General features: G+C 50.0%; 9 protein-coding genes, 1 tRNA gene, 2 rRNA genes and 1 pseudogene. 7 read left to right on the forward strand and 6 right to left on the reverse strand.

The window, feature by feature from the left end; all coding sequences use genetic code 11:
- From rrf (ACOTYB_RS18335) to rrf (ACOTYB_RS18345), 3 genes are all read left to right on the forward strand, one after another.
- Positions 1 to 75 (forward strand): 5S ribosomal RNA (gene rrf / locus ACOTYB_RS18335); the annotation flags it as partial.
- Between the two features lie 14 nt (positions 76 to 89).
- A tRNA-Thr gene (locus ACOTYB_RS18340) sits at positions 90 to 165 on the forward strand.
- Positions 166 to 208: 43 nt separating this feature from the next.
- Positions 209 to 324: ribosomal RNA gene (gene rrf / locus ACOTYB_RS18345) — 5S ribosomal RNA — on the forward strand.
- A 340-nt stretch (positions 325 to 664) separates the two neighbouring features.
- Here the strand turns inward: rrf (ACOTYB_RS18345) and ACOTYB_RS18350 are convergent.
- The 3 genes from ACOTYB_RS18350 to ACOTYB_RS18360 all read right to left on the reverse strand — a co-directional run bounded on the left by ACOTYB_RS18350 (position 665) and on the right by ACOTYB_RS18360 (position 5,399).
- Positions 665 to 886 (reverse strand): lipoprotein, encoded by a 222-nt coding sequence (locus tag ACOTYB_RS18350; protein ID WP_003860364.1) that lies wholly within the window; start codon positions 884 to 886, stop codon positions 665 to 667.
- A gap of 248 nt (positions 887 to 1,134) precedes the next feature.
- On the reverse strand, positions 1,135 to 4,248 hold the full coding sequence (locus tag ACOTYB_RS18355; protein ID WP_220317089.1) for an efflux RND transporter permease subunit: 3,114 nt from the start codon (positions 4,246 to 4,248) through the stop codon (positions 1,135 to 1,137).
- Positions 4,249 to 4,259: 11 nt separating this feature from the next.
- On the reverse strand, positions 4,260 to 5,399 hold the full coding sequence (locus ACOTYB_RS18360) for an efflux RND transporter periplasmic adaptor subunit (RefSeq protein WP_045343325.1): 1,140 nt from the start codon (positions 5,397 to 5,399) through the stop codon (positions 4,260 to 4,262).
- Positions 5,400 to 5,797: 398 nt separating this feature from the next.
- On the opposite strand from ACOTYB_RS18360, the pseudogene envR reads away from it, so the two are divergent.
- Positions 5,798 to 6,445, forward strand: a pseudogene (gene envR, locus ACOTYB_RS18365) (acrEF/envCD operon transcriptional regulator).
- Here envR and ACOTYB_RS18370 read toward each other — a convergent pair.
- Both ACOTYB_RS18370 and ACOTYB_RS18375 read right to left on the reverse strand, forming a co-directional pair.
- The gene (locus ACOTYB_RS18370; protein ID WP_045343322.1) at positions 6,440 to 8,524 is read right to left on the reverse strand and encodes a putative bifunctional diguanylate cyclase/phosphodiesterase; all 2,085 of its coding nucleotides are present in this window, start codon (positions 8,522 to 8,524) and stop codon (positions 6,440 to 6,442) included. The pseudogene envR and the gene ACOTYB_RS18370 sit on opposite strands and share 6 nt — an antisense overlap.
- Before the next feature lie 140 nt (positions 8,525 to 8,664).
- Entirely contained in the window at positions 8,665 to 8,829 is a 165-nt protein-coding gene (locus tag ACOTYB_RS18375) for a DUF2556 family protein (protein ID WP_003860373.1), read from the reverse strand.
- Between the two features lie 380 nt (positions 8,830 to 9,209).
- Between ACOTYB_RS18375 and ACOTYB_RS18380 the strand changes: the two genes are divergently transcribed.
- The 3 genes from ACOTYB_RS18380 (at position 9,210) to ACOTYB_RS18390 (ending at position 11,466) form a co-directional block, all read left to right on the forward strand.
- Positions 9,210 to 10,430 (forward strand): tyrosine-type recombinase/integrase, encoded by a 1,221-nt coding sequence (locus tag ACOTYB_RS18380; protein ID WP_063162759.1) that lies wholly within the window; start codon positions 9,210 to 9,212, stop codon positions 10,428 to 10,430.
- Complete coding sequence (locus ACOTYB_RS18385; protein ID WP_045327405.1) at positions 10,430 to 11,167, forward strand: hypothetical protein; 738 nt, start codon at positions 10,430 to 10,432, stop codon at positions 11,165 to 11,167. Before ACOTYB_RS18380 ends, ACOTYB_RS18385 begins: the two co-directional genes overlap by 1 nt.
- Positions 11,168 to 11,256: 89 nt before the next feature.
- Entirely contained in the window at positions 11,257 to 11,466 is a 210-nt protein-coding gene (locus ACOTYB_RS18390; protein WP_047959570.1) for a helix-turn-helix transcriptional regulator, read from the forward strand.
- A gap of 329 nt (positions 11,467 to 11,795) precedes the next feature.
- Here ACOTYB_RS18390 and ACOTYB_RS18395 read toward each other — a convergent pair whose 3' ends face one another.
- A complete protein-coding gene (locus ACOTYB_RS18395; protein ID WP_014072029.1) occupies positions 11,796 to 12,092 on the reverse strand; it encodes a YlcI/YnfO family protein in 297 nt (98 codons plus the stop codon).
- Positions 12,093 to 12,232 lie beyond the last annotated feature (140 nt).

Genomic DNA, 12,232 nt, shown 5'->3' on the forward strand with positions numbered 1-12,232 from the left:
GAACTCAGAAGTGAAACGCCGTAGCGCCGATGGTAGTGTGGGGTCTCCCCATGTGAGAGTAGGGAACTGCCAGGCATCAAATTTAGCGTGCTGATATGGCTCAGTTGGTAGAGCGCACCCTTGGTAAGGGTGAGGTCCCCAGTTCGACTCTGGGTATCAGCACCACTTTATACTTAGGTTAAAGTTCGGCAAGAAGTAAAAGAATTTGTCTGGCGGCTTTAGCGCGGTGGTCCCACCTGACCCCATGCCGAACTCAGAAGTGAAACGCCGTAGCGCCGATGGTAGTGTGGGGTCTCCCCATGTGAGAGTAGGGAACTGCCAGACATCAAACAAGTAGAAAGGCCATCCGAAAGGATGGCCTTTTTGCGTTATATCTCTAGCTAAACCAATTCCCTCATTCGATGTTCTCACTGGTGCCGTTAATACCCTACGGACGTAGCGCTTTACCGTACTGAAACTGTAGTTGTGAAATGCATTCTGCTGGCTCGCAGTAGTGTTAAATGAATTAAATGTTATGCCAAATGCTGTACAGGTAAGGGATATAGCGAGGAGTAAGGTAGCGTATTGAATTTAATTAATATCTGATGTTATTTGCGATGGGGAATATACGTTTCTTATATCAGGCAAAAATAAAAGCGCGGCCATCGCCGCGCTTTTAGAAGCCTTATTTAGTGAGGGCGACAATACCGAGTGTCAGGCCAGCGATTGCCGCGGCGCCACCAGCAATCGCACCTGCTGTTTCCCAGTTATCCTGGGTAGTGCCCTTCATACAGGTATTGGTGTGAACCAGTCGCCCCTGATCGTCGTATACCGGTACACATGGGGAATCGTGCGCGCAACCAGCAAGCAGCGCAGCGAGAAGTGCAACGGAAAGGAATCTTTTCATGATGTTACCTCAATATGATCGCCTATTCGCTAAAGAGCCGATGCGGCAATTAACGAATCGATGATTATTTTACCACCGCACTAATACCATGCAGCACGTGGAATAATCTCAATTTGTGTGGATTGTAAAAATTATGAAGAAAAAAGCGCGGGCAGTAATTATTAATGGAGGATATGTGAAGAGGGGATGTGTTTTTACATTGTTTTCAGGAAATAAAAAAGGCACCAGAGGTGCCTTTATGATTTTCATTAATCCTTGTGCTTTGTAAATCGTCTCCGGACAACCACAAAGAAAACAGGAACAAAGAATATGGCCAACAGGGTGGCTGAGAGCATCCCGCCCATCACGCCCGTCCCGACCGCATTTTGTGCACCACTACCTGCACCGCTGCTGATGACCAGAGGCATAACACCAAGGATGAATGCCAGGGAAGTCATCAGGATAGGACGCAGACGCATACGCGAGGCTTCAAGCGTGGCTTCGATAATCCCTTTGCCTTCTTTATCCATGAGATCTTTGGCGAACTCAACGATCAGTATGGCGTTCTTGGCTGATAAACCAATTGTTGTAAGCAGACCAACCTGGAAGTAAACGTCATTGTTCAGCCCTCGCATTGATGCAGCCAGAAGCGCACCGATCACCCCCAGAGGCACAACCAGCATGACCGAGAATGGAATTGACCAGCTTTCATAGAGAGCCGCCAGACACAGGAACACCACAATAAGTGAAATGGCGTACAGCGCCGGAGCCTGATTCCCGGAAAGTCGTTCCTGATAAGACATCCCCGTCCATTCGTAGCCGATGCCGGACGGCAGTTTTGACGCAAGGTTTTCCATCAGCGCCATTGCCTCACCGGTACTTTTGCCTGGAGCAGACTCACCGAGGATCTCCATTGATGGCATCCCATTGTAACGTTCCAGACGCGGTGAACCGTACACCCAGTGAGAGCTGCTAAAGGCAGAGAAAGGCACCATTTCGCCGTTAGCGCTACGCACATACAGGCCGTTAATGTCTCCGGGTAGCATACGGAAGCGAGCATCAGCCTGGACATAAACTTTTTTCACCCGTCCGTGATCGATAAAGTCGTTCACATAGGTGCCACCCAGGGCTGTTGAAATAGTCTGATTGACGTCAGACACGCTCACACCCAGCGCCTGTGCCTTCTCCTGATCGACGTCCAGCTTGAACTGTGGCGTATCTTCCAGTCCGTTAGGACGCACGCGGACCAGTAAGTCAGGATGTTCTCTCACCATGCCCAGCAGCTGGTTACGCGCCTGCGTTAACTGCGTATGTCCCAGGTTTGCCTGGTCTATCAGTTCAAAGTCAAAGCCTGTTGCGGTACCCAGTTCAATAATGGCAGGCAGGTTAAACGGAAATACAAGGCCGTCTTTGATCTGGCTGAACGCTTTCGTCGCGCGGCTGACAATCGCCTCAACGCCGTTTTCCTTGCCCGGACGCTCTTCCCATGGCTTCAGGCTGACGAAAGCGATACCGGAGTTCTGACCCTGTCCGCTAAAACTAAACCCGTTTACGGTAAAGACCGATTCAACGTTCGCTTTCTCTTTCGTCAGGTAATAATCCTGAACCTGATCGAGTACCTGCTGGGTACGCATCTGCGTCGCCCCTGCCGGCAACTGAACCATCGTCATAAACACACCCTGATCCTCTTCCGGCAGGAAGGAGGAAGGCAGGCGCAGGAACAGAACTGCCATGCCGCCGACGATGATGACGTAAACCAGCAGATAGCGGCCGGTCTTACATAAAATGCCGCTCACGCTGTTGCTGTAGTGCTCCACACTCTTATCAAAGAGCGCGTTAAACCAGCCGAAGAAACCACCTTTCTTTTCATGATGTTCGCTGGAAACCGGTTTGAGCAGCGTTGCACAAAGAGCAGGCGTTAATATCAACGCCACCAGTACCGACAAGGCCATCGCGGAGACAATGGTCAGCGAGAACTGGCGATAGATAGCCCCGGTTGAACCACCAAAGAATGCCATCGGAATAAATACCGCCGAAAGCACCATGGCAATGCCCACCAGAGCGCCCTGGATTTGCTCCATTGACTTCTGCGTCGCCTCTTTTGGCGGCAGCTTGTCCTCAACCATGACGCGTTCTACGTTCTCGACTACCACGATGGCGTCATCGACGAGAAGACCTATCGCCAATACCATCCCGAACATCGTCAGGGTGTTAATGGAGAACCCGAACGCAGCCAGTACCGCAAAGGTGCCCAGTAACACCACGGGAACGGCGATAGTGGGAATAAGCGTTGCCCGCAGGTTTTGCAGGAACAGGTACATCACCAGGAACACGAGAACAATCGCTTCAAACAGCGTCTTCACCACTTCATGGATGGAGATCTTCACGAAAGGTGTGGTGTCGTACGGATACACGACTTTCAGACCCTGAGGGAAGAAGGGCTGCAACTGCGCCAGTTTACTCTTGATGGCGGCAGCGGTATCCAGCGCGTTTGCGCCAGTCGCCAGCTTGATCCCCAGCCCCGTTGCTGCCTGGCCATTGATTTTGGTGACCATGTTGTAGTTTTCGCCACCCAGCTCAATGCGTGCCACATCTTTCAGGTGGACCATTGAACCGTCCTGGTTCACCTTCAGCGTCACACGACCAAACTCCTCCGGCGATTTCAAGCGTGTTTGAGCAATAATTGAGGCGTTCAGTTGCTGCCCTGGTACGGACGGCGTTCCTCCCAACTGGCCCGCAGCAATCTGGTCGTTCTGTGTTTTCAGCTGGTTAATGATATCCAGCGGCGTGAGCTGATATTTGTTCATCGCGTTGCTGTCCAGCCAGATGCGCATTGCATACTGGGCACCGAACAGTTGCACGTCACCGACGCCGGAAGTACGGCTGATCGCATCTTTTACGTTAGAAGCGACATAGTCGGAGATATCATCCTGCGTGAGATTTTTATTGTCCGACACAAAGCCTGCAACCAGCAGGAAGCTGCTGCTGGATTTCTCCACGCCAATCCCCTGCTGCTGCACTTCTTGCGGCAGCAGCGGCATGGCGAGCTGGAGTTTGTTCTGAACCTGCACCTGCGCGATATCAGGATCCGTACCCGACTCGAACGTCAGCGTAATGGTGACGTTACCGGCGGAATCACTGGTGGACGACATGTACATCAAATTATCGATACCGTTCATGTTCTGTTCGATAACCTGAGTTACGGTGTCCTGTACCGTCTGGGCATCAGCGCCAGGGTAGGTTGCTGTCACCGCCACCGCTGGCGGCGCAATGGTCGGATATTGCGCCACCGGCAGTTTTAAAATGGCCAGCCCGCCCGCAATCATCAGAATGATGGCGAGCACCCAGGCGAAAACAGGCCGTTGAATAAAGAAATTAGCCATGTCGTTATTCCTTAACTGGCTGGAGTCGCGGCGGTATCAGGAATAGCCACGACGGTAACGCCAGGGCGAACTTTTTGCAGGCCGCTGATAATGACGCGGTCGCCGTTTTTCAGGCCTTCCGTGATCAGCCAGCGATCGCCAATCGCCTGCGGTGCAACGACAGTGCGCAATTCCACCTGGTTTTTATCGTTTACCACAAGCACAGTGGCATCCCCGCGCGGTGTACGGGTTACCCCCTGCTGGGGAACAAGAATGGCATCAGGCTGTGTACCTTCGTCAATGCGTGCACGGACAAACATACCCGGTAACAGCATATGCTGAGGGTTAGGGAAGAGGGCGCGAAGGGTGATTGAGCCGGTACTTTCATCTACCGTGACATCAGAGAACTGGAGCGTTCCTTTCAGTGGATAAGGCTGGCCATTTTCCATCAGCAACTCGACGCTGCTGGTGTCTCCCTTTTGCAGGCTCGTCTGCTGCTTCAGACGCATAAAATCGCTGCTGGATTGCGTCACATCGACATAAATGGGATCGAGCTGCTGAACCGTCGCCAGTGCAGTCGACTGACCATTAGTAACCAACGCCCCTTCGGTGACGCTGGATTTACCTATACGCCCGTTGATTGGGGATGTGACTTTGGTATAAGCCAGGTTGATCCGCGCGCTTTCAACGCCAGCCTTCGCGGCAACGACGCTCGCATCCGCCTGCTGGGCGGTTGCCACCGCCTGATCGTACTCCTGCTTGCTCACATATTGCGTACCGACCAGCGGAACGTAACGTTTCACCGTCAGATGAGCGATATTGGCCGCCGCCTGTGCTTTTACCAGTTCACCTTTCGCATTGTCGTAGGCTGCCTGATACGTGGCCGGATCGATCTGATAAAGGGATTCACCCGCTTTGACGTCGCTGCCTTCGGTAAAATTACGGTGCAGAATGATACCACTTACCTGGGGACGAACCTCCGCAACACGATACGCGTCAGTTCTGCCAGGCAATTCTGTCTTTACGGCCAGTGGCGCGCTTTTAACAATATGAACACTGACCTGAGGAGCTTGCGCATGCTGCTGTGGGTTTTCTTGCCCATCGCACCCGGTAAGCAGCGCGGCACAGACAATGAAACCGGATAAGGGTAAGCATCTGAAGTGATTCGTCATTACTGTTCCTTAAACTACCCCTGAACCGATATTTGTCATGAATCGGTGAAAGGGTGTGAGGCAAAAAAAGAAATGTAGCTGCGTATAATAATGAGGGTATTTAATGTTTTTTAATTTATAAGTGCTGATGGAGCTTTTAAAAAGTAAAAATCGGAATCTGACCCAGTGCATTCGACACTCTATTTCTGTCAGGATAATCAACGAAATGCTTTTTGGTGAAAGCTATACATATGTTTTATGTATTTAATATATTCAATTTATTCACGAGGTTTATAAATTAAACGAATTGACTTTTTTTGTGCAAAACTAACACGGATTTTGGTTAATACTTTGTCTGACACGACCACGGCAATATCCTTTGATAACGTATCAATCTTGTAAGTAACGAGTAGCAGGTAATGGCGCGCAAAAAGAAAGAAGAGGCTCAAAAGACCCGCCAGCAGCTGATTGAAGCCGCTATCAGGCTATTCGCGACGCGTGGTGTGGCCAGCACCACGCTTACCGACATTGCCGATGCAGCTCAACTCACTCGCGGGGCGGTTTACTGGCATTTCTCGAATAAAGCGGAAATATTTAACGCAATATGGGAACAGCAATTGCCGCTGCGTGAAATCATTCGTGACAGGCTAATGCTTTCCGAAAATGACGACCCTTTGTTAATGCTTCGTGAATAATTTATTGTTGCGCTGCAATATATTGCGAGCGAACCCCGACAGTATGCGCTTTTACAAATTCTGTATCATAAGTGTGAATTTCATGACGATGTGATTTCAGAATGTGAAATACGCAAGCGGATCGGTTTAAACGATGATTATCTTCGCAAGACGCTTAAGCGATGCATTGCTCATAACATTATCTCTTCGCAAACTAATATTGAACTGGCGCTGATTGTTTTCCATGCCTTTTTTAGCGGAGTCATTAAAAACTGGTTAATGGATAACACCAGTTTTAATCTGTACAAACAAGCGCCGGCGCTGGTGGATAATATTCTGGCGACACTAAATATCACCCGAGTGGCGCCAGTGGTTTACGATACAGCCTTATGACTGCGCCCGGGGTGGCGACATCTCCCCGTGCTGGCACTGTTCCATAATAGCTTGCGCGGTAATTGGTTTGCCCAGCAGATAACCCTGTAGCGTATTGCATCCCAGTTCTGTCAGGAAGGTCTGCTGCGCTGCGGTTTCGACCCCTTCCGCCACGACCTTCAGATTCAGCGTTTTTGCCAGGGCGACAATCGCCGAGACAATTGTCGCATCTTCGCTCTCTCCACTTAACTCTTTCACAAAAGCGCGATCGATTTTCAACTCGCAGGCGGGAAGCCGCTTAAGATAGAGAAAGCTTGAGTAACCTGTACCAAAATCGTCTATTGAGGCTTTTACTCCCGCATCCGTCAGCGCTGTCAGGACGCGTACGCTTTCGTCCGGATTGCTCATTGCCGTGGTTTCAGTCACCTCCAGGATCAACATGCCGGGCGGCACGCTATGGCGCGTCAGACAATCGAGAACCGTTTTAACCAGCGACGGCTGTTCGAACTGCAACGTAGAAAGATTCACCGCCATTGACCAGTCCGTGTGGCCCTGAAGATGCCATTCACGCAGCTGGCGGCAGGCCTCGTCGATTACCCAGTTTCCAATCGGAATAATCAGCCCTGTTTTCTCTGCCAGCGGTAGAAACAGGTCGGGGGAGAGTAATCCCTGTTTGGGATGCTGCCAGCGTAACAGCGCTTCGAACCCGATGACCGGCCCGGCAGGGGCGTGGAATTTAGGTTGATAAAGCAGGCGTAACTCATCACGGTCGATGGCCTGCCACAGATCATTCATCAGCTGTAGATGCGTCTGCGCCAGCGTATTCATTGACGGCTGGAAGAAGTGATAGCCGTTGCGACCCATATGTTTCGTGTGGTACATCGCAGCATCAGCGTTAAACATTAGTTCACGATCGGTTTTGCCATCGTGTGGATAGAGCGCAATGCCAATGCTCAGGGTGACCATCAGTTCGTAAGGATCGAGATGGAACGGGCTATCAATGACGCGCACCAGTGAATTTGCCAGTGAGGCAGCATCATCCGGGGTGGCGGTTTCGGCCAGCAGCACGAATTCATCCCCACCGATACGCGCCAGCGTGTACTGACCTTTCAACTGCAACAGCAAACGCTGAGTCACCGCTACCAGAAGCTTGTCACCGACATCATGACCATAGGCATCGTTGACGGTTTTAAAGCCGTCGAGATCCATAAACATCAGCGCGAAAGGGCTTCCTTCGCGATCGGCCTTGCTGATGGCCTGATCGAGGCGATCCTCAAGCAGAATACGATTGGGTAATCGCGTCAGCGTATCATGCAACGCCAGCTGTGCGAGTTCACGATTAGCTTCTGCCAGTGATGAGGCCAGCAGCGAGGTACGAGCCTGAAGGCGGGCATCAAACATCGACACCAGCAGCGTAATCCCCAGAATAGCGAGCGCGACCACGCTAACCAATATCGCCAGCCAGCTCCCGTTAATGCCATGATGGTGGACCATCGTCGACATCGGAAATTGTGCTGCTTCCATGCCAGCGTAATGCATGCCAGCGATAGCGATGCCCATGGTGATCGCCGCCCCCAGCCGCATCAACGCCATTCGTGCGGCTTCCTGACGTAAACGGAACGTCAGCCAAAGAGCGGCCAGTGAAGCGGCAAGGGCTATGACCACAGAGATAGCCACCCACGTTTTATCCCAGACAATACCCGGTGTGACCTCCAGGGCAGCCATACCGGTGTAGTGCATGGCAACAATGCCCGTTCCCATCACGACGGCGCCAGGCAGCAGCCGGCGCAAACGTAGCTGCTCGCCGCTAACGAGCCACAGGGCAAACATTGACGAGCTAATGGCGATAACCATCGAAAGCACGGTCAGGGCCGCGTTGTAACTCATGCTCATGGAAAGATCCATCGCCAGCATACCGATGAAATGCATCGCCCACACGCCAATCCCCATCGAAACACCGCCACCTGCCAGCCAGACGCGTGCAGCGACGCCCTGGCTTCCGGCAACGCGCGCAGCCATATTCAGTGCGGTATAGGCGGCAAGAATGGCAACAACAAAGGAGATGACTACGAGGATTTGGTTGTATTGGCTAACCAGCATGGTCTGTTCACTCGTGTGAGACGTTAAGCAAGAGCGGTTGGAAAGGGGACAGACATTATCATCGTCAGGAAATGACGAAAAGTGATTTAATCCCCTGTTTTTATTGGGTGTTAACAGGGTTTTATACAGGATGGAAGCGGTTAGTCCAGCTCTGAGCAGTTGACCAGTTTAAGCGGGTTCACGGAATTCATATTGCGACATTTATCGGTTTCAGTGCTCATCAGTTCAATCCACTGCATCAGCAGCGCATCGAAAATGAAAACAGAGACAGCAAAAACGACCAGCCACCAGTATTTACGAATCATGTGTCATTCCGCGAAAAGAGAGCCTGTAAGTTGGTGGAAATATACACGAAAAGCGGGCGTTGAAAAGTGGGGAAAGGGAAGGTTTACAAAGCGTTGACGGTTGCCCGCCCGGACGATAAAAAAGGCGCTTCCCCATGCCGAAGAGCGCCTTTTTAAACAAGCAGTTAGCTAATCGAAATTAGTTCATGCCGTATTTTCAAAACCTACGTTTTTTACCGTTCGGCTATGTTTGCTAATGTTTATCTATCATACTGATGTAAAACAATAAAATTGTTTTTCTGGTTTGCCTTTGTTCATTGCTGTTCATAGAGTAACATTGAGATGTGCAGTCAGTGGTGCAGTCAGTTTGGTGCACCAAATGATATGAACTGAGGTTTTCAATGGCTGGTGGAACGAACAAATTAAGCGATACATCGCTTCGTAAAATGCTGGGAAGGGAGAGCCCCGGAGACAGCTTCTATGCTGATGGCGATGGGCTGAGTGTGAAGGTGTCCAGATCGGGTGTGTTGACCTGGTATTTCACTTTCCGCATAGGTGGCCGGGAATCAACATCTCAGCGTATAAAGCTGGGTAATTATCCAGACCTTTCACTCAAAGCAGCTCGTGAGAAACGAGAGCAGTGTCGCGCATGGCTCGCAGAAGGAAAGAATCCAAAGCACCAGTTGAGCGTTACCACTCAGGAAACGTTAAAACCGGTGACGGTCAGGGATGTCCTTGAATACTGGATCAGGGAATATGCCACCCATAACCGCGCTAATGTTGAAAAGCACATTGAGCAGCTCAATAAGCATATCTTTCCTTATATAGGCACTTATCCGCTTTCTATGTGTGAAACTCGCCACTGGTTGGAATGTTTCGCCAGGGTAAGGAACGAAGCGCCTGTAGCTGCTGGCTATCTTTTGCAGATGTGTAAGCAAGCTCTTAAGTTCTGCCGGGTTCATCGGTACGCGGTGAGCAACGTCCTGGACGACCTGACGATCGACGATGTAGGCAGAAAGCAGAATAAGCGCGACCGGGAACATACCAGACAGGAGCTTGCCGATATCTGGCGGGAAAGTACCGGACTGAAATTTAAGCCCTACTACTCAGCGCTTTTACGTCTGCTAGTGGTGTTTGGGTGCCGAACTCAGGAATTGAGATTGTCTCGCGTAAGCGAATGGGATCTAAATGATTGGGTTTGGACGGTACCAAAAGAGCACAGCAAAGGTGGTGAGAAAATACTACGGCCTATTCCCGTAGATATCCGCCCATTTATCAAACAGCTCTTAGAGCAGCACCAAAGCACAGGGCTTTTGCTTGGAGAGATAAAGAAACCGGAAGCTGTCAGTCAGTGGGGAAGGATGTTGTATAAGCGTCTGGGCCACTCTGAACCGTGGACGCTTCACGATCTACGCCGTACGTTTTCCACGACTCTGAACAACATGGGAATTGCTCCGCATGTTGTCGAGCAGCTTCTGGGCCATGCGCTGGGGGGTGTCATGTCCGTTTATAACCGCAGTCAGTATTTACCTGAAAAGCTGGACGCATTGAATAAGTGGATGGATCGTTTAGACCTGCTCTCTGAAAGCCAAAATAATGTTGTTATAATGGCGGTGAAATAATGAAAAGAACCGATGAAAAGAAGTACGAGCTTCCTGAAAGATTATATTATCCGATTGATATTGCTGCGCAAAAATTACATTGCTCTGCGAGAGATATTTTTCATTATGCAGCGACTGAATCGCTAAGATTGTGTTTTTACTGTGATATTGTGCCCGACGAAAATATAGGGCGAATGGTTATGAATGTTCCTTTTGGTTTTCATGAGGATATTGGCAATGCAACTGATATTGTTGATGAGCATTGGCGCATTTCTATTTCTAACATCATTAATAAAGATGGTGATTTTGGTAGAGGGTATAACGTCGAAAAGGTTAAGGGCTTTTTCTATATTGGGCCAATTGACTGCATAGATCTGGAGTTTACAGATGAAGACGACTATTTCTCAGTGTCAGGTATATCTACTGAGCCAGATATTACATCAGAAGAAGCACTTGTAGTTCTCTTTGAAAAGGACTTTAGAATTTCAAAGAGATTTCTTTGCGTAATGGCTGAGCAATTGGAAGACATAAAGCAGGAACCATCTTTCCCGTCTATGGATGAGTCTGGAAAAACAGTTGCTAAAAAAGGCGAGTTAATTAAATGCTTATTACGTCTCATTGATGATATGTCTGATGTAGATTTCGATAATACCCCTGTATCAAAAATCGTAAACATCATAGAAGCAACAGCAGCGAGGAAAGGTGTTGACCTCCCGGAAACCCACCGGCAGACATGGCAGAAATATTTAGGTAGGTGATATCACCACTAGATAATGTGATATCACCCGATCAATTTTAACGTTGTTTTTAAATGCTCTCGAACCTTAGCGAACGAGAGCATTTTTTTATGAACAACATTAAACAACCCCAGCAGCCAGCAGAAAGAGTTATCCGCGAAGCCGAGTGCCGCCAGTTAACAGGCATCTGCCGTACAACCCGCTACATGATGGAAAAAGAAGGTCAATTCCCAGCCCGCCGTAAACTGGGTGGCCGTGCTGTGGGTTGGCTTCTCTCTGAAGTTTCTGAGTGGCAGCAAAGCCGCTGCAAAGCAGCTTAAGGGGGAGGTATGGCACAAAAAACAAAGGCGACCATGCAGGGCCGCCAGTGTAGTACCGAAAACAAAGAACAGAATCAGCATACCAGGCCTATAGCTGGTGGTCAAAGCCTGAGCGCTCCTGTGATTACAGGAACTGCGTCAATGGAGCGGTTACGTGAAACTACCCAGAAATTGGGCTGTTTAGGGTGTACGGCATTGGCGCATACCCAATCTCCCGAAACTTCGGGAGAACTGGAACAGAGTGCCGGGTGTACTGCAATGCAGCATACCCCGGGAAAATCCCGTAGTTTCGACCGTTATCCAGATATCGGGTATCACTCCTTGTCTGCTTACTTGGCCTTCCTGCGCTGGAGTTCGTCACGAACAACGCTGATAAGTTGTCCGATCTCTTCGGAGGCTTTGACTCCAATCTTTTCTACCTGCGCTAGCGTATCGAGGGAAGAAACAAGGATATTTTCCCCGTTTCCTTCTGCTTGGCGTCGGGCGATCTCCCCGCGCATGGCGGCTACGATGAACGCTGCATTGCTTTCGTCGTTCCGTTTGACGGACTCCATTCCCTCTATGACATCGTGTGGGATGCGGGCGGTTAATGATTGTGACTTCGTGTTTTTGGGGCCTGTAGCCATCTGCAATCCTCCGTATGCTGGTGTAAGACAATATACACAGAATCAGTCTTACACAAAAGCATTGACATGTAAGCCACCTAAAAATAAAGTTACTTACACCTTGGTTGATAATCAGGGTACAGAAAAGACGAAGCCCGCTG

This window comes from Enterobacter cloacae complex sp. IR5450, assembly GCF_049238665.1.
In the GTDB taxonomy this organism is placed as follows: domain Bacteria; phylum Pseudomonadota; class Gammaproteobacteria; order Enterobacterales; family Enterobacteriaceae; genus Enterobacter; species Enterobacter hormaechei_C.